Raw genomic sequence first — 18,142 nt, 5'->3', positions numbered from 1 at the left:
ATCACGTTTCGGCGCAGATTCATAGCTCTGATTGAGTACAGACCTTAAGGCATGATTCCCTGGATCGGAATCGATCCAAGGACAGAATCGTGCAGCCTTTCAAAGTGCTACAGCGACCTTAGCGCGTCCGATTGGGCGCGCGGCGCTGTACGGTCAACCCGCCCTGATCCGGGCTTCGGGGCGGGTCAGCCCGACTGTGCGCTCGGCTCGAGGACAGCGGGACTATGGTTTCTCCGCCTCGGCCCTTGTGGTGTGCAGCAGGTTGTCGCGCAGTCTCGTCACGTTTTTCTGCACTGCGTCGAAGTCGTCTCCGAGACCGGTCGCGTCGGCCAGCGACGCGGCGGGATCGGATTCGAGCAGTGCGCGCCCGGCGGACGTCAGGCTCACCCGAACCTGCCGCTCGTCCGCGGGATCGCGGCGACGATTGATGAAGCCGATCTGCTCGAGTTTCTTGAGGATCGGCGTAAGCGTATTGGATTCGAGGAACATCTTTTCGCCGAGCTCCCCGACGGTCTGGTCGTCCAGCTCAGACAAGGCGACAAGGGCTATGTACTGGGTGTAAGTCAGGCCAATCTCGTCGAGGATCGGCTTATACGCTCGTCCAAAGGCGAGGTTTGCCGAGTAGATCGCGAAGCATAGAAAATTCGAAAGCTTCCTCCCTCCCCCGCCTGCCTGCGGAGAAGCGGACGAGTCACTTGAGCGCTTTGCGGTCGGGGGCGTGGTCATGGGCAAATCCAATCCAGTTCTAGCTGCTGCATTATATAAAGCGGATGCGATTAAATCGCAAGCCTATTGACACGGACCCGAAAGAAGCCTATTAACATCGCATTCGATTAAAGCGGATCCGATAATTACTCAATCGAAAGGATGTCCCTATGGCTGAGAAGCTTCTTTTCACAGGCAAGACCCACAATACCGGCGGCCGCAACGGCGGCACGCGCAGCAGCGACGGGCAGCTCGACCTGCGGCTGACGCAGCCGCACCCGGCCGCCGAGAACCTCTTTGGCGCCGCCTGGTCGGCGTGCTTCATCGGCGCGATCGAACTCGCCGCTGTCCAGAGAAAGATCAGGCTTGCAGCCGGCCCCGAGGTCGATGCCGAAATCGATCTCAACGTCGGTGACGGCTCCTACTTCTTACGGGCACGCTTGAACGTCAGTCTGCCGGATGTCGACCGCGAGCTCGCACAGGAGTTGATCGAAGCGGCGCACGACATTTGTCCGTATTCCAAGGCGACCCGCGGCAACATCGACGTTGCGGTCAACCTCGTCTGAGCGGATGAGGCGCCTTCTCACGCAATTCCAGACGCAAACAGTTCCCCACTTTTCCTGGAATAGCGCTTGTCGGACGCCGTCCGGCAAGCCTGTCGACAAGGGATACAGACCATGTCTAACCCATTTAACGTGCAGTTCGATCTGACACCGCCCACGCGGGACGAGATGCGGGAACTGGCGGCAGACCTGAGCCGGGAAGAGCGGCACCTGCTGCTCGAGCATGGCGAAGAGACGCCGTTCTGCGGTGTCTTCCTCCATGAGAAACGGCAGGGGATCTATACCTGCCGCCTGTGCGGACTGCCGTTGTTCTAGGCCGGCGCGAAATTTGAAAGCGGCAGCGGCTGGCCGAGCTTCACTGCACCCTTCGCCGAAGCTCATCTTCGCAGCGTCCGTGACACCCGCTATGGCATGGTCAGGACCGAGATCGTCTGCGCCCGTTGCGGCGCTCACCAGGGCCACGTTTTCCCGGATGGCCCGCCACCCACCGGAGAGCGCTTCTGCATAAATTCAGGCTCGCTCGAGTTCACGCCCGATGGCGAGCCGCTTCCCGACAAGCTCCACAGAGGCGCTCCCGAAGGGAGCGCGCGTCAGAGCTGATGAGGCAGCCTCAGCCTGCAGCCGCCGATCCTTGAGGCTGGTAAAATCCTGTCTCGAGCTTCGTGACGGCCCATCCATGCCGATCTCTATCGGCGACCCGGCCAGTGCCCGCATCGTGGCTTCACGCGTTTTAGGGGCGAACTGGCGGCCTATGAGACCACCAGTCACGGGACGTGCACGGATCAGCAAGGCCGGAGAAATTTGGCTTACTGCGCGGTCGCCTCGAGGTCGACCTTGTCGAGAAGAAGCACGGGGTTCTCAGAAGCCGCAATGAGATCAAACGCGCCGATGCCGGTTTCGGCCTTGGATCTGACCGCGAGGGTGAAGGTCCCGGGCTTGGCGATGAAGCGCGAGAGTGCGTCGACCGGACCCTGCAGCTTCGGCTGGTCGGCGGCAAACTGCTGCAACACCGCCGCGGCCATCATCGTCAACATGCCGCGTGCCTGATCCTCCGTCATGCCGTTTTGGTCGGCATAGAATTTGATGCCCTTGGCCATGCCCCCTTTGTCCTCGATCTTGAGATTCATTTCCCGCGCGGTGAGACCGAGAAGTGCTACCTGGGCCATGGCCGTGTCGCCCGAGAAGAAGTCTTTGGTGAACCCCCCCATCAAGCCTGAGAGGGAGAGGCCGCCGACATCCTTGCCGCTCACCGAAATATCCTTGATCGCCAGAGTCTGATTGGGCTCGTCCCAGGCCGCTTGAATGTTCGAGGAGACCACCAACTCTTCGAAACCCAATTTGCGAAGCTGCACTGAGGTTTCGTCCTGCGCGTCCGCCGGAACGGGCACACTCAGGTCCTCATAGCTGAAGCGGATATCCGTCGGTATGCCGTGAAAGGGCTTGGTGAGCGCAAGCTCATAATTCTTGAGCGTGAAGCGGATACGTTCGGGCACAGCGGTGGCGGCAGACTTCTCCGCCGAAGTCACAGCCTGCTGATCCGTCTCGTCCGTTTGCTCGGCATCGGGCATGAGCCCCTCGGCGGCAAGCGCATCCGTCTCGTCGGTTTCGTCGGCGTAGCCTCCTGCGTCGGCGCTGTCTGCGCCTGTCTCCGGATTGGGGAGATCGACATCGATGCCCGCGACGCGGAACGTACCGAATTCCGGCAACAACGTCGTGAAGGGGAACGTTTCAAGCTGTTGCTCGTCGAGCCCGGCCATCGTCTTCATCGCTTCCAGGGTGGAATTCCACGAAAAGCCGGTGATGCTCGCTTCAGAGAACTTGACGTAGTCCCCGCCCGCCCCCATCGACAGGCCATTCAGGGCCGCGTCGAGCGTCCGTCCGTCGAGTTGAAACGCCATGCGATCGACGGCAAGCTTGATCTTGTCGCCCTCGGCTTCGCCGTTTTTGGCCGGCGCGTCGATCTTGAGGCCAAGCATCTCCATGTCGCCCTTGCCGATCATGTCGGCAAGCGACAGGAGCCGGGCAAAGAAGGCGCGGCGTTCCTCGGGCCCAAGTTCTTCGGGATTCGCGACCGACGTCAACTTCTCCAATGTTTCGAGAAGCGGCTCGGACGGCATGCGCATGCTGAATCCGCTGCTGCGCATTTCGTCATAGGCGAAACGCGCCTCGCCGTTCGAAAACGCGATCGCCTTGGCGGAAAGAGGACCGTATAGCGGCCTTGCCTCCTTATCGTCCGGACCGGCCTTTTCCGTGTAAAGTCGGGCCATATAGGCGGCGTCGAAGTCCTGTCCCGTCATCGCACCGATCGAACCGGTCATGCGCTCCTGCTTCGTCCCACCCGCTCCATCGGGGATATCCATGGCGAATTCGAAGCTGGCGCCGTCGGCGGAATAGCGTGCCACGCGGCCATTGGCGATCTCGGTGAGGTTGATGTTCTTGTAGACGGTCTTCTGCTCGCTGCCGGCAACAGCCTGGATAAGGGCAACCTCGGGCGCGGACACGCGCTTTGCCGCGAAGCGGTCGATGCGTTTCGAGAGCGGGGCAGCGCTTTTGCTGCTCAGCAACTCGGTCAGTGTCGCGGGGTCGAGATTGGCGTCCTCGACGCTTGCATGCGGTACCGAGATCTTGGCCGTTGGCACCTCGATGTCGAGACCGGTCACCTCGAACGTCCCGTTCAGAAAGAGGATTTTGGGTCGCCCATCGATCGCCGCGATGCGAGCACTGGAGCCGTCCGCGAGCGGCAGCGTCACGTCACGCAGGTGAATTCGTCCCAGGTGGTCCACTTCGACGGAGCCCGCCTTGCCCCCACGCCCGGCTATCAATTCGTTGACTTTGCTTTCGAGGACGATCTTGCCGCCGACGATACCCGCGGCAACGATCGCGGTCACCGCGCCTGCCACCCAAAGCGCCCTGCGCCGGCCCTTGCCGGTTTCCTTCCCTGACTGCTCCACGGTCTTCGTCCTTTCGCGACGTGCATGGTTGAAACTGCTGCGCGTTGACTAGACATGCCGATGCCGGTTCGCAAGTTTTGCGGTAGTCTTTTCACCATTTTCTTCTATGGGCTGCAAATTGAGCGCCAAAAGAAATCGATTTACGCATGCAACCTCTCTGCTATGCAGGACCCGGGATGATGCGTCCTATGCGCGAGACGTCCACAGCGGATCTTGCAGTGAAATCAGAAGAGGCAACATGAGAACCTTCGCCCCCATCCCCTCGGTGATCTTTGGGCTTGTCGCTCTTGGCGCATCGAGCGTCATCTTCGGCTCCTGGTACACGATCGATCAGGGTGAACGCGGCGTTGTCTTGCGCTATGGGGCAATTGTCGGAACCGCAGAGCCGGGGCTCGGTCTCAAGCTTCCGCTGATCGACTCCATTGTGCGTATTTCCGTTCAGTCGAAGGCCGCCGTCTACGAGAACATGGAAGCCTATAGCCGCGACCAGCAGCCCGCCACCATCAAGCTGTCGGTCAATTACCGCATCCCGATCGATCGGGTCGCGACCGTCTATGAACTCTATGGCTCGGAAGACGGCTTGCTGAGCCGTCTGGTGGAGCGCAAGGTGTTCGAGGAAACCAAGACGGTTTTCGGTCGCTTCAATGCGGTCACCGCCATTCAGGAACGCGCCAGGCTCAATCAGGAAGTCGCGGCAGCCATTCAGAAAAGTGTCAGCGGCCCGGTCATCATCGACAGCGTGCAGATCGAGAACATAGATTTCTCCGACGCCTATGAAGCCAGTATCGAACAGCGCATGCTCGCCGAGGTCGAGGTCCAGAAGCTGCGTCAGAATGCCGAGCGCGAGAAGGTGCAGGCCGAAATCACCGTTACCCAGGCGAACGCGCTTGCCGACGCGCGTCGCGCCGAAGCGCAGGCGCAGGCCGATGCGGTCCGCCTCCAGGCGCAAGCCGATGCCGAGGCCATCAGGCTCAAGGGTGAGGCCGAAGCAACGGCGATCAAGGGCGCGCGGCGACGCGCTCAAGGACAATCCCGGCCTCGTTTCTCTGACCCAGGCGGAGCGATGGGACGGACGGCTTCCCAGCACCATGTTGCCGAATGGTGCGCTACCGATGATCGACCTGAAGGCTCGGTCGATGGCGGATGGCGAATCCGGCTTCACGCAGTGAGAAGGCCGTCGACGACCGTCCTCATTCCGGCGGCTCTCGTCGGTTCGAGCGTGTCGCACCCTATAACGTTCCAACGGGAGAAAGGCGCGTGAAAAACCCAATCCTCAATTTCCTGCTCGCGCCGGTCCTGGCCTGCGGCATCGCTTGCCCTGTCGTGCCTGGCGCCGCGCATGCCGAAACCGGCGCCACGGCTCTCGTCCAGACCTATCTGGCCAATGGTCGAATCGGCGAAGCCGAAGAGCAACTGCTGGCCATGACCGCAGCGGCCACCGGCAATACCGATGCACAGTTCGGCCTCGGGCTGGTTCGATCGGCGCGTGCGTTCGAGAAGCTGTCGCAGGCGCTCTATCGCGTCGGCTTCGCGTCAAAGGCTCAGGGGTACCAAGCGCTCTTCGGCTTGCGCGCTCCGATTCCCGTCAATCCGAATCCGCAGCCGGTCACCTATGACGAGTTTCGCGCCATATTGGCGGCCTTCGTTGCCGACCTCGAATCGGCTGACCGGGCACTGCAGGCGGTCGGCGACAAGCCCGCCAAGCTGAGCGTGGACCTTTCCATCGCGCGTTTCGATTGGAACGGTGACGGGATGCTTGGTGTCGAGGACCAGTTTGGCACCGCCATTTCCGATATCAACGATGATGGTAGCACAAAGCCCTTTCTCGTGAGTTTCGACACGGCAGACGCCAAATGGCTGCGCGGCTATTCTAATATTCTGATGGCGGTGACGAAGACCTGGTTGTCCCATGATTTTTCCGAGACCTGGGACTACAGCTTCCGCCTGCTTTTTCCACGGGCCGTGTCGACGATGGCCGCCGCCGAGGGAGGTGATATCCACGACAACACCCTGTTCGGGGTAGAGAAGCAGCAGGCCGACGACCTCGCCGATCTCGTCACGTTCTTGCATACCATCCGATGGCCGGTTCAGGACAAGGCGCTTTGGGCCGAAGTGCGGGATCACCTCAGGGCCGTGATTGCCCTCAATCGCGAAACTTGGGCCTTGATCGGCAAAGAAGCCGATGATGATCATGAATGGCTGCCCGGCCCCCGGCAGACGTCGGGCGTATTGCCCTCGTTCAATGTTACTGAAGAGCGTGTCCAGGCCTGGCTCGGTTTGCTCTCGCGTTTCGAAGCGGCTCTCGATGGCACGCTCCTGATCCCGCATTGGCGTTTCTCGAAAGGCATCGACGCTGCCAAGCTCTTCGATGAGCCGCAGTCGTTCGATCTCATCTTGTGGGTGACCGGGCCGGCGGCGCTACCCTACCTCTCCGAAGGACCGGTGATGACCGGCAATGAATGGAACCAGATTTTAGCGATTTTCGAGGGGAATTTTGCCGCCTATGCCTTCTACTTCAACTGAGCGGGTGACGAGGAAGCTCCGCACTGGACAAATACATATGATGACTTGACGCCCGGTTTGTCCGTCTATCTCGGCCGGAGTCATGCTTCAGCGCCCTTTCGGCATCGCGACAGAGGGCGGATCGATAGTTGACACCCATGAATCATCATCATATGACTGTCCATGACATATTATCAATTTCGGGAGGACTTCCTTTGTCGCCAGATGAGATCAAGGCTCGTATCGCTTCGGGGCTATTGTCGTTTCCCGTCACCCACTTCCACGAAGACTTCAGCCTCAATCTCGAAAGCTATCGCGGCCACGTAGAATGGCTTTCCGGCTTCGGCGCGGCGGCCCTGTTCGCTGCCGGCGGCACGGGCGAGTTCTTTTCGCTGTCGCCCGAAGAGGTCGGCGACGTGACCCGCGCCGCAAAGGAAGCTTCGGGGAACGTGCCTATCATCGCGGGCTGCGGCTATGGCACCGCGCTCGCCAAGGAGACGGCCCGCCGGGCAGAAGCGGCCGGCGCCGACGGCCTACTGCTGCTGCCCCACTATCTCATGGAAGCGCCGCAGGAGGGCATCTATCGGCATGTCAAGGCCGTATGCGAATCCACCGGCCTCGGGGTGATCATCTACAACCGGGCGAATTCGGTCGCCAATGCCGACACGGTGGCTCGCCTCGCCGAGGCATGCCCCAATCTCATCGGTTTCAAGGACGGCACCGGCAAGGTCGATCTCGTCCGGCACGTGACGGCAAAGCTCGGCAGCCGGCTCTGCTATATCGGTGGGATGCCGACCCATGAACTTTTTGCCGAGGGCTTCAAGGGCGTCGGCGTGACGACTTACTCATCGGCCGTCTTCAACTTCGTGCCCGAATTGGCGCAGCGCTTCTACAAGGCCATGCGGGCAGGCGACCGCACGACGATGGAGGAGATCCTGCATCGCTTCTTCTTCCCCTTCGCAGCGCTGCGCGATCGCGAGCAGGGCTATCCGGTATCGATCATCAAGGCGGGTGTCGAACTGATCGGGCGGACACCGGGGCCGGTGCGTCCGCCGCTCACCGACCTGAAGCCCAAGGAAAAGGAACTCCTCTGGGGCTTGATCGAAAAGGCTGCCGGATAGGGTCCCCGCACCATGCCGTGACCGGCATGGTGATGATGGGAACGGATCTAAGCTTTATCGGCGATCGCCGTCGGCGCGCTTGACCTTGCCGGTTGAATTCAGAACTTCGTTGAGGATGAAGGGCAGAATTCCGCCGGCCTTGAGGGTCCGGATTTCGACATAGGTTTCGATCGCCGCGCTGGCATCGAAGGAGAAGCTGCTGCCGTCCTTCCTGCGGATCGTCACCGGCACCGGGCAGCGGGGGTAGATTTCCTCGGGACTTGCCGAGATAGTGACAATGTCTCCCGGCTCCAGGTTCAGCCTCTCTGGACCGAACTCCGCCCGCAAACGCAGCGGCAGAACGCCCATGCCGATCAGGTTGGAGCGGTGAATACGCTCGAAGCTCAGAGCCAGCACGGCGCGGGCGCCGAGCAGCGAGACGCCTTTGGCCGCCCAGTCGCGCGACGAGCCCATGCCGTAGCGTTCGCCGGCGACGACCACGACCGACCGGCCGCCGGCGCGGTAGCGTCGCGCCGCGTCCAAAAGCGGCAGAACCTCGCCGGACGGCGCGTGAATGGTGGAGCCCGGCGGGATGTCGCCGAGCATGTTGCGCACCGTCTTGTTGGTGAACAGCCCGCGCACCATCACCTCCCAAATGCCGCGCCGGGACGCGAAGACGTTGAGGTCCGCCGGGTTCTCGCCGCGCTCGACAAGGTACCGGCCGGCCGTGCCGCGCGCTGGGATAACGCCGGCCGGCGAGATGTGGTCGGTGGTGATGTCGTCTCCAAAAACAAGCAGCGGATGCGCCTCGTAGCTGCCGAGCAGGGTACCGTCGCCGAAACCGGCGAACGGCGGCCTGCGGATATAGGTCGATCGCTGATCCCACGGAAAAAGCGTCGTGGTCGGCGCGTCGAGTTCGCCCCAGGCGCGGCTGGCTTCCGCCGCATCATAGGCCGGCTCGAAGTCGCCCGCGCTCGATGCAAGGGCAAGGGCCTCGTCGACCTCGGCGCCCGTCGGCCACAGCATCGAAAGGGTGATGCTCCTGCCGTCGGCGGTGGTGCCGATCGGATCGGCCAGAATGTCGAGGTTCATTGTACCGGCCAGCGCGAAGGCGACAACCAGCGGCGGTGACGCCAGAAAGCCGGCTTCGAGTTGCGGGTGGACGCGCCCCGGGAAGTTTCCGGTTACCCGAAAGCACCGCGACCGGCACGATGCCGCGCTCTTCCATGGCAGCGGCAATCGGCGCGGTGAGGGGTCCCGAATTTCCGATGCAGGTGGTGCAGCCATAGCCGACGATACCAAAACCGACCGCCTCCAAGTCATCGAGTAGCCCGGCGCGGCGGAGGTAGCGCTCCGCCGTCGGCGAGCCGGGTGCGAGCGACGTCTTCACCCAATAGGACGGCTTCAGCCCGAAGGCCCTTGCCTTGCGGGCTAGCAGTCCCGCGGCGACGACGAGCCGCGGATCGGAAGTATTGGTACAGCTGGTGATCGCGGCGATCGCCACCGCGCCGTCTTCCGGCCTGCCCGTCTGTTCGCTCCGGTCGCGCGCCTCGATCATCGGCTTTATCGCTTGGAGGGTGGCCCCGCAGGAATCCGGTCCTGCGGCCGCGTCGGTCCGGCAAGGCTGACCTCGACGCTCGAGAGATCGAGTTCCACGACTGTCGTGTAGCGCGGATCCGTATGCGGATCGAACCACAATCCCGCGCGTTTGGCATAGGCCTCGACAAACTCGACCTGATCACGCGACCGCCCCGTCACGTCGAGATGTTTGAGCGTCCATCGATCGGGAAGTAACCGCTGTTTCCACCGAACTCCGGGGTCATATTGGCGACGACGGCTCGATCGCCGGCGGTCAGCGCCGAAACACCGGGCCCGAAGAATTCGACATAGCGGTCTTGCAGGTCTGTCTTGCGAAGCTTTTCGGTCACGGTGAGCGCCAGGTCGGTCGCAAGCACGCCGCTCTGCAGCGCGCCGGTGAGCTTCACACCGACGACGTCCGGAACCCTGAGCGTCACCGGCATGCCGAAGAAGACGCTTTCGGCCTCGAGACCGCCGACGCCCCAGGCGAGCACCCCGATGCCGTTGATCATCGGCGTGTGGCTGTCCGTGCCGATCAGAGTGTCCGGCATTGCCCAGAGGACACCGTCGACGAGCTTGCCGGTCGCGACCGTGGCGAGCCTCTCGAGATTGAGCGTGTGCATGATGCCGGTTCCGGGCGGATGCACAGTGAAGCCCCGAAGCGTGTTGGTCGCCCATTTCATGAAGCGATAGCGTTCGGCGTTGCGATCGAACTCGCGCGCCATGTTCTTTTCGAGCGAGCCCGCCTGCCCGAAGAAATCGACGCCAACTGAATGATCCGTCGAGACGTCGACAGGGACGACTGGGTTGAGCAAGGCGGGATCACCGCCGGCTTCCGCGAGCGCCGAGCGCATGCCGGCAATGTCGACGAGCGCTGGGCCGCAGGTGGTGTCGTGCATGAGGACGCGATTGGGCAGAAACGGGATCTCGCACTCGCTCGTGCCGGTTTCGAGCCAAGCCAGAATCGCCTCTTTCGCCCTCGCGGCATCATCACCGGCGGCAGCACGTTCTCCAGCAGCACGCGGTGAATATAGGGAAGCCGCGTCAACGCTCCGCCCGCCTCGGCGGGGAGATCGACAATCCTATAATCCACACCTTTGAGGCCGAGATGTGCCAGCGTTGTGTCGGGCATTGATATCCTCACGTCCCGAAAATGAGCAGCCTCCTGAGCCTTCTAGGAAATTACATATTATCATCATAAACTGCAATCTGGATTGTGGGGCGAAAGCTACGCAGCATCCTCCTTTCATGGCGCGACCCACATGTCGGTACCCGACTTGGAACATACACGCGAAGAAGCCCGTTCATTGCTCATGGAAGGAGTGAGCGATGAATCAGATAATTTACCTGGTCGGACTGGTTGTGGTCGTGATCGTTATCTTGTCGTTTTTTGGTTTGGGCTAATCAGCAAGGCCACATGCGATCAATAGCCGATGTTGAATGCTGAGCGTTCTGGGTACGTCAGAAAATATAGGCAGCGGAGGACCGACTCAAGCGATCCCCCAGTTCACTTTTGGGCGTTTTGCCCGTGAAGGCGGGCCGCTATTGGGACCCGAAGCTGCCCCCCATCCCGTCGATCTGGAAGGATCGCAATGGGTGGCGAGCCGTTCATTCCCATCGGTGGCTGGAACGAGCGAGGTGCACCATTTCGGACCTTTTCGGCGGGGTCGGAAAGGTCACGCGTCCGACTCGTTGCAGACCTTCCCGCGGGAAGAGCGGATGCCGGTCCCGCGACCAACCGGACAAATCGACTGGCGTGCCGCCCTATGTAGATGGGCTTCCCGATCCAGCTTCTCGTTGTCGGCCTGACAGACTTTCGAAATGGGCGTAAATACAATTAGTGCACCGCGTTTCGTGAAAGCACTCACGCGAAATGGCCGAAGAACGCTCCCAACGCCGTCTTGCCGCGATCATGGCCGCCGATGTGGTCGGCTATAGCCGACTTATTGAACAGAACGAGGCGAGCACACTCGCAGCATTGAAGGAGCGGCGAAGGACGATCCTGGCGCCCCTGGTGGCGCACCATCATGGACGCATCGTCAAGGTGATGGGCGACGGCGTGCTGGTAGAGTTCGGAAGCGCCGTCAACGCGGTCGCGTGCGCGGTCGAACTGCAGCACCGGATGGCGGAGGCCAACGACGGGCTGCCAGAGGATCGCAAGGTCGTTCTACGCATCGGTATAAATTTGGGTGACGTCGTCGTCGATGGCGGCGATCTCTACGGTGACGGCGTTAACGTGGCCAACCGGCTACAGGGCATCGCCGGACCGGGAGACATCTGCGTCGCTGGCAGCGTCTACGACCAGGTCAAGCGCAAGCTTGATTTCGGCTTCGACGAACTTGGTCTGCAAACGGTCAAGAACATTGCCGAGCCGGTACTTGTCTATCGAGTCTGGTCGTCATCATCGACCATGCAGGATTATTACGGGCAGGCGGAGAAGGCAGCGCTGCCGCTGCCAGGCAAGCCTTCGATTGCCGTCTTGCCATTCACAAACATGAGCAACGATACGGAGCAAGAGACATTTGTCGACGGGCTCACCGAAGACCTTATCACGGACCTATCGAGGACCAGCGGGTTGTTTGTCATCGCCAGCAACTCGGTCTTTGCCTACAAGGGCAGGCACGTGGACGTGCGCCGCATCGCTCGCGAGCTTGGTGTGCGCTATCTTCTGGAGGGTAGCGCACGGCGGGCTGCGGGACGGGTTCGTATCAACGCTCAATTGATCGATGCGATCGGAGGGGACCACCTGTGGGCGGAACGGTTCGACCGCAGCCTGGAAGACATCTTCGCAGTGCAGGACGAGGTGACGGGTAAGATCGTTGAGGCCCTGGTCGGGCGTTTGACAACTCCGCCAGCCCGCAGCAGGCCCACGAACCTTGAGGCTTATGAACTCTGTGTGCGTGCGCGCGCTCTGGGCCTTCAAACGGCACTGGTAGCGCGGGAGGCGATTTTTTTGCTGGAACGGGCGATCGCGCTCGATCCGGAATATGCCGAGGCGTATCGCTGGTTGGCGCTTAACTTGTGGTGTGGCTGGGAGTTTTGGGACGAGCCGATGGATCCCAACCGGGCAAGGGCCGAGGCGGAAGCGCAACGGGCCGTGGCGCTCGACCCCAACGACGCCGGGAACCGCTGGGTATTGGGCACCATCCTTGGACATGAACGCCGCTGGGCGGAATCGGACGCCGAGTTCGATGCCACCCTCAGACTGGATCCGAATTGCGCCGACGCATGGGCGATGCGCTCGGATTTGATTACGCTGAACGGTCGACCGGCCGATGCCGTCGAATACGTGCGCAAGGCGCTTAGGCTCAATCCGCATCCTCCAGGCTGGTATTACTGGATGCTGGGGCAGGCCCAATATGCGCTTCGCGATTACGAGTCCGCGGTCCAGACATTGCTCCGGCCCGAAACCTATCGCACGACATCGCGCCGTCTTCTCGCGGCAAGCCTGGCGCAACTCGGGCGTATGGAGGAGGCGCGCCAGGAGGCGGAAATGTTCATGATAAGCAATCCGAATTTCACAATCCGGCATTGGTCCGCATCGCAACCAATCCGCGACGAAGACGTGCGGCAGCATTTTGTGGACGGCTATCGCATGGCGGGGCTGCCAGAGTAATTGGAGTAATTGTCGGAGTCTCCAGCCTGCGGCCCGTAATGGCGTGACTGCCTTGTTTCAAACGAAGGACCGCATTCCACATCCCTTGGCGATGTTCGTGTGGATAGTCGCAAGGACGATATCGGGTCAGGGCGTCGCCTTCAACTCCTCCGAAGGAACGACCGAAAATGGGTCGATTCCTGCCGCTCACCCGAAACTGTAATGCGAATGCTGCTGGCGCAAAAGCGGACTCCAGAGAAGCACATCGCGAGGTGGTGCCCCATGCCGGGGCGCAGCAAAACAGGAGATAAATTGGTTGTGGAGGGCCGACTCAAGCGATCCCCCCAGGTATCTTTCGGGCGCTTCGCTGCTTAGGCGCCGGAAGTTCTCTGTTTCGGAGGGCTTATTCGAATACCAGGAACATCAAAGCCTTGATAATAGTGGGACGTCACCCTTGGCCCAGCGTGAACATGAGGACTTTCATCGGTGCTGGCCTGCCCTTCCCGGCATCCGGATGTTGGATCGCGTTCCAGGTGATCTGCGAATCCCCGATTTCGAAAAAATGCAGTAGACTCTACGAGAGCTATTACACGAACACAACAATGCTGAATCGCCGCTCTCCCACGCGTCGGATTGATGTGGCTGAAGCGCGAAACCGAATTCTCTCACGGCACTGCACACGTGACGTGCGCCGCACCAAGGGATCGGCGGCATGACGGCTGGCCGTTACCCGGTCACGTGGTTCAACGACGCCAGGATATCGCGTGCCGGGAGGATAAGGCGGCGCTCCATGCCCTTCGTTTCTTGGAATTGGAATTTCTTATTGAAAGTCACTGCGTCGTCATCGATAGCATGGACTACCACACCCCGAAAAGCCACTACCTGGGCGGCCGAGACGACGCTCATGATCGCACTTTTGAGCAACGCGCGCCCGAGCCCTCTACCTTGATGATCCGCCGAGACGGCCAAACGAGCGAGTACTGCGACAGGAATCTCCAAAGGTGCCTTTGATCCCTTAACGGATCTCGACACGTCATTACGATGGATCAAGCCCGCGCAAATAGAATGGTAGCCGACGACGTTGTAATTCTCGTCGGCCACCACGAACGTTCTGCTGTATCCCTGTTCCTGGTTGTAGCGAGCCATATCTTTCAGCCAGTCGTCAAGCGATGGCTTCCCGGAGTGGAAGCCGTCTAGGATATGATGGTCAGCTATCGGGCACGGCTTCCTATATGGCAAGACTCAATCCATCCATTCGACTTTGCTTTGGAGCAGCTTCACCAGTTCATCGCGTGCGACACCCGGTGCAGCAAGCTTGTCGCTCACGGCCTCAAAGACCTCGGCGGAGACGCCTATGAAACGCTGATCCAGCAATTCCTCTTGCGCCGTATAAACCGATGCTTCAGTCATGAAGGCAGTTATGCTCTTGCCGCACACTTCCGCAGCTCGCGCAATGAGGTCGTGCGCCTCAGGGTCGATGCGAAGATTTACTGTTCTAGTTTTCCTTGGAGCGGGCATGTCGGTTTCTCCAAACTGCCAGCACCTTATGTCGGGGTGGTGCGGCAACTCTCACCAGCCGTCGAATACGGCCGTGTGTAGTCAATGTAAATACACCAAACTAAGTTTCAATTAAAGGAAATGTTCCACATAGAATCAAGATACTGAAATCATTATGATATTTTTGAGGATCGAGACGCCCCATAGTGAGCTTTCAATATCAGATCGCTAGGCACGGTCGCGACTGGCAAGAAACAACTGATGCGATGAAGCGGAGATTGCAGCGATCTCTCGCCTAGAACGTCGCGGATGTTTTGATTGCGGAGGGCCGACTCAAGCGATCCCCCCAATTCACTTTCGGGCGTTTTGCTGCATGAAGGTAGGGCGGCTATTGGCCCGAAAGCTGCCCCCACATCCCGTCAATCTGGAAGGACTGAAATGGGGGGAAACCGGTCGCTCGATCAACTCCTTTTCCCGAGGCCGGAACGCGCCAAGACTGGACATTGCATATCCACTCAGCGCAAGAATCCACTTTCAGGTCCACCCAGCAACGCTCGCGCCCTCTGTCAGAAGCAAGCTACGCTCACCCACTCGCGTTGCTCATCGTTGGGCGGAGCAAGGCGTAAGAAGGTCGTGTTCGATGCTGCCTTGAGCTATTATTGAGTTGACTTTCCGGGGTATCGGCGATGAATGTTAGCGCCTGCAGAGGACGAGATGTAGGATTGCGGCCGTCTTGGTTGCCGATGTCGTTGGGTACTGTCGATTGATCGAGCTTGACGAGGCGCGCACTCGGGCGAGGTGAACAGGATGCGGCGGCGTGAGGTTCTCGTCCTTCTCGGTAGTAGCGCCGCGTTTTGTCGCGTTGCCCCGGCTGAAGAACAAAACCGTGTGCGAAGGATCGGCTTGTTAATGGCCAGCGCGGAGAGCGATCCAGATGGCCAGGCCCGTGTGAAAGCATTCCGAGATGCTCTCCAAGATTTAGGTTGGGTAGAGGGTCGCAATCTCCAACTTGATCGACGTTGGGCGGCAGGTGGCGTGGACCGTTTCCGGACGTACGCGGCTGAGTTGGTCGCGCTGGCACCGGACCTAGTGCTTGGTGATGCGACGCCATCGGTCGCCGCACTCCTCCGTGAGACAAAGACTATTCCAATCGTGTTTTGCAGGGTTGGTGACCCGGTCGGATCGGGCTTTGTGAAAAGTTTGGCTCGACCCGGTGGGAACATGACCGGCTTCACCGCCTTCGAGGCCTCCATGGGCCCGAAGTGGTTGGAACTCCTGAAGGACGCTTCGCCGGGTCTTGTACACGTTGCCCTCCTCTTCAATCCGAAGACGGCTCCACACGTCGAGTCGTTGTTCTTGCGCTCGATCGAGGCCGCTGCGCCTTCTCTCGGGATAGTCGCTGTGCCCGCACGTGTGCAGAGCAGCGCTGCGATCAAAGATGCGATCCGCGCCATCGGCCAAGCGAACGGTGGACTGGCCGCGATGCCGGACACGTTTTTGGTGGATCATCGTGGGCTCATCACCAAAATGGCCGCACAGCACCATGTGCCTGCGATATACACCAACCGGGTTTTTGCTGCTGAAGGCGGTCTCCTATCCTATGGATTTGATGTTCCGGACATGTATCGACGAGCGGCGTCTTATGCAGACCGGATTCTGCGCGGCGCTCGTCCGAGTGAACTCCCAGTCCAGGCGCCCACTAGGTTTCAACTCGTGATCAATCTCAAGACTGCGAATGCCCTTGGGCTCACAATTCCGCCTACACTCCTTGCTCGTGCCGATGAGGTGATCGAATGAGACAGCAGGCCAGGTCCTAGGCGGCCGAAGGCCGCTTGTCGAAGGATATGCCGAACACGGGCAGTTCCTCATCGTAACCTTTAAGAAGACGCGAACCGAGCGAGATCAAGGGGCGCTTGTCCCCTACGGCCTCCGCTACCTTCGCATCCATCAAGATCTCTCCGTCAGGCGCTGACGCGCACAGCCGGGCAGCCAGATTCACAACATTACCGATAGCCGTGTACTCGAACCGACTCTCATATCCAATCCGTCCAACTGTCGCGGGGCCCATCGCCATGCCCACTCCAAATCCAACCCGGTGGCCGCGCGCTCGCCAGCTGATGATGAGTTCCTGCACGCTCCTCTGCATCTCCACTGCCAAATCCACCGCCCGGAGCGCCGGCTCCTCAACCGGAACGGGCGCGTTGACGAGCACCATCAGGCCATCGCCCGAAAAGCTCGTGAGCGTCGCGGCATAGTTGGTGATGATCCTTCCGAGCGCTTGGTAGTATTCGGCGAGCACGCCGATGACCTCCTCAGGCGTGGCTCTTGCCGAGAAGGAAGTGAAGCCGCGCAAATCGCAGAACAACGCAACCACCTCGGCACGCCGGCCCTCAAGCACATCGTCGTCGCCTGTGCGGTCGACGAGCTCGGCGACCTGCGGCGCAAGAAACCGCTTGAGCTTAGCAATGCGCTCCTGGCGTTCCTGCGAGACGGCAAGTTCGACGGCCATGGTGTTGAAACTGTCGGCGAGCAGCTGGAACTCGTCGCCCGTTCTGATTTCGATGCGGTGATCGAACTGCCTGGCGCCAATGCGCTCGGTGCCTCGCTGGAGCAGTTGGATCGGTTGGGTCATCCGGCGTGCCAAGGCGAAGGCGAGGAGGCCAGCAAAGATGCCGCCGGCCAGGAGAAGGGCTCCGGTGCGCCGCAGGGCGGCATAGATGGGCCCAAAGGCCTCGGAGAGAGGCTGCTCGACGACGACCGTCCAGTCAGGTCCGGCTACCGGTGCGGCTGCGGCGGCGATGGCATTGCCCTTGGCATCTTGAGCCGTTGCGATTTCCGCACCAGCACGTACGACCGCCGATCGGATCGTCTGGAACGGTCTCAGCGTAGCCTCGTCCGCTCCCCGCAGGACAAGGCTGATGTCCGGGTGGGCGATGAGCCGCCCTGGGCCATCCAGTACAAAGGCGTAGCCCGTCTCGCCGACCTTGATGGCCGAAATCACGTCCCAGATCAGCTTCAGGTTCACGTCGGCAACAACGATTCCGACGGACGGACGATTGCCGGCGAGTGCGACCGTCAGGTACGGCTCGGACCCGCGGTAGTAGCTGACCTCGCCATACCAAATCCGGGCAGCACGAGCTTCCTCCACAGGCGCCTCACCGGAGCGATCCGTCCGGCTCTCGGTCCGGTTCAGACCAATTTGCGAGACATACAGTCGCTCCCGTCCTGCATTGTCGACAAGTGTGAGGCTGACAATGGCAGGTACCTGGTGGAGGAGGCGTAGGGCATCGACCCGTCGCTGCGCGTCCGGCTCCTCGCTCCAGGGGAGCTGCACGAGCCAGCCGAGCTGATTGGTGATGCCTTCGAGAAATCCCTGGATTTTGGCGGAGGCCGACCTCGCCTCGATGCCGAGCAATTGGTCGAGTCTGGCGCGCTGGTCGCGATAACTGAACCAAGCCTCACTGGCGCCGTTGGCGGCGAGCGGAAGGACCACGGCGAGGAATAACACTACGAAGTACTTTTGGAACAGACCTCGGAACCGCGGACGCAGACCGCTCATGGTCTGGCGCCCTTTCAATTCCGCAGCTCCGAATGATGCAATGCCTTCTCACACACCAACATCTCGCCACGAAGCGCCCGGTGACGTCCGCA

General features: G+C 60.7%; 10 protein-coding genes and 3 pseudogenes. 7 read left to right on the top strand and 6 right to left on the bottom strand.

Going from position 1 to position 18,142, the window contains the following annotated elements; translation table 11 throughout:
• Positions 1-222 precede the first annotated feature (222 nt).
• Complete coding sequence (locus N181_RS25665) at positions 223-726, bottom strand: MarR family winged helix-turn-helix transcriptional regulator (RefSeq protein ID WP_037435562.1); 504 nt, start codon at positions 724-726, stop codon at positions 223-225.
• 149 nt (positions 727-875) lie between these two features.
• Between N181_RS25665 and N181_RS25660 the strand changes: the two genes are divergently transcribed.
• Both N181_RS25660 and msrB read left to right on the top strand, forming a co-directional pair.
• Positions 876-1,271 carry an Ohr family peroxiredoxin gene (locus N181_RS25660; RefSeq protein ID WP_060563973.1) on the top strand — a complete coding sequence of 132 codons (396 nt, stop codon included), beginning with the start codon at positions 876-878 and terminating at the stop codon, positions 1,269-1,271.
• Positions 1,272-1,382: 111 nt separating this feature from the next.
• Positions 1,383-1,868, top strand: a pseudogene (msrB, locus tag N181_RS25655) (peptide-methionine (R)-S-oxide reductase MsrB).
• A 206-nt stretch (positions 1,869-2,074) separates the two neighbouring features.
• Here the strand turns inward: msrB and N181_RS25650 are convergent.
• On the bottom strand, positions 2,075-4,219 hold the full coding sequence (locus N181_RS25650; RefSeq protein WP_060563972.1) for a hypothetical protein: 2,145 nt from the start codon (positions 4,217-4,219) through the stop codon (positions 2,075-2,077).
• Between the two features lie 238 nt (positions 4,220-4,457).
• Here N181_RS25650 and N181_RS25645 point away from each other — a divergent pair.
• The 3 genes and pseudogenes from N181_RS25645 to kdgD all read left to right on the top strand — a co-directional run bounded on the left by N181_RS25645 (position 4,458) and on the right by kdgD (position 7,842).
• A pseudogene (locus tag N181_RS25645) lies at positions 4,458-5,388 on the top strand (prohibitin family protein).
• A gap of 88 nt (positions 5,389-5,476) precedes the next feature.
• On the top strand, positions 5,477-6,742 hold the full coding sequence (locus tag N181_RS25640) for a hypothetical protein (RefSeq protein ID WP_037435570.1): 1,266 nt from the start codon (positions 5,477-5,479) through the stop codon (positions 6,740-6,742).
• A 194-nt stretch (positions 6,743-6,936) separates the two neighbouring features.
• A complete protein-coding gene (kdgD, locus tag N181_RS25635) occupies positions 6,937-7,842 on the top strand; it encodes a 5-dehydro-4-deoxyglucarate dehydratase (protein WP_037435573.1) in 906 nt (301 codons plus the stop codon).
• Positions 7,843-7,896: 54 nt separating this feature from the next.
• On the opposite strand, the pseudogene acnA reads toward kdgD, so the two are convergent.
• Positions 7,897-10,531, bottom strand: a pseudogene (gene acnA / locus N181_RS25630) (aconitate hydratase AcnA).
• Positions 10,532-11,272: 741 nt separating this feature from the next.
• Here acnA and N181_RS25625 point away from each other — a divergent pair.
• Complete coding sequence (locus N181_RS25625) at positions 11,273-13,015, top strand: adenylate/guanylate cyclase domain-containing protein (RefSeq protein ID WP_037435576.1); 1,743 nt, start codon at positions 11,273-11,275, stop codon at positions 13,013-13,015.
• Between the two features lie 705 nt (positions 13,016-13,720).
• Here the strand turns inward: N181_RS25625 and N181_RS25620 are convergent.
• Positions 13,721-14,233, bottom strand: coding sequence for a GNAT family N-acetyltransferase (locus N181_RS25620; protein WP_037435578.1), 513 nt, complete (start codon positions 14,231-14,233; stop codon positions 13,721-13,723).
• Positions 14,234-14,236: 3 nt separating this feature from the next.
• Complete coding sequence (locus tag N181_RS25615) at positions 14,237-14,512, bottom strand: type II toxin-antitoxin system TacA family antitoxin (protein ID WP_037435580.1); 276 nt, start codon at positions 14,510-14,512, stop codon at positions 14,237-14,239.
• Positions 14,513-15,298: 786 nt separating this feature from the next.
• Between N181_RS25615 and N181_RS25610 the strand changes: the two genes are divergently transcribed.
• Positions 15,299-16,288, top strand: a complete 990-nt coding sequence (locus N181_RS25610; RefSeq protein WP_037435582.1) for an ABC transporter substrate-binding protein — start codon at positions 15,299-15,301, stop codon at positions 16,286-16,288.
• A 16-nt stretch (positions 16,289-16,304) separates the two neighbouring features.
• On the opposite strand, the gene N181_RS25605 is transcribed toward N181_RS25610, so the two are convergent.
• The gene (locus N181_RS25605) at positions 16,305-18,050 is read right to left on the bottom strand and encodes an adenylate/guanylate cyclase domain-containing protein (RefSeq protein WP_060563970.1); all 1,746 of its coding nucleotides are present in this window, start codon (positions 18,048-18,050) and stop codon (positions 16,305-16,307) included.
• Between the last annotated feature and the right edge of the window lie 92 nt (positions 18,051-18,142).

This window comes from Sinorhizobium fredii USDA 205, from assembly GCF_001461695.1.
Taxonomy (GTDB): Bacteria; Pseudomonadota; Alphaproteobacteria; order Rhizobiales; family Rhizobiaceae; genus Sinorhizobium; species Sinorhizobium fredii.
The sequence above is the reverse complement of the archived record's forward strand: the minus strand, read 5'-3'. Positions and strand labels throughout refer to the sequence as shown.

Bases quoted from the DNA above. Each gene is read 5' to 3' on its own strand.
- N181_RS25665 (WP_037435562.1), bottom strand. From the start codon at position 726: ATGACCACGCCCCCGACCGCAAAGCGCTCAAGTGACTCGTCCGCTTCT.
- N181_RS25660 (WP_060563973.1), top strand. From the start codon at position 876: ATGGCTGAGAAGCTTCTTTTCACAGGCAAGACCCACAATACCGGCGGC.
- N181_RS25625 (WP_037435576.1), top strand. From the start codon at position 11,273: ATGGCCGAAGAACGCTCCCAACGCCGTCTTGCCGCGATCATGGCCGCC.
- N181_RS25615 (WP_037435580.1), bottom strand. From the start codon at position 14,512: ATGCCCGCTCCAAGGAAAACTAGAACAGTAAATCTTCGCATCGACCCT.
- N181_RS25610 (WP_037435582.1), top strand. From the start codon at position 15,299: ATGCGGCGGCGTGAGGTTCTCGTCCTTCTCGGTAGTAGCGCCGCGTTT.
- N181_RS25605 (WP_060563970.1), bottom strand. From the start codon at position 18,050: ATGAGCGGTCTGCGTCCGCGGTTCCGAGGTCTGTTCCAAAAGTACTTC.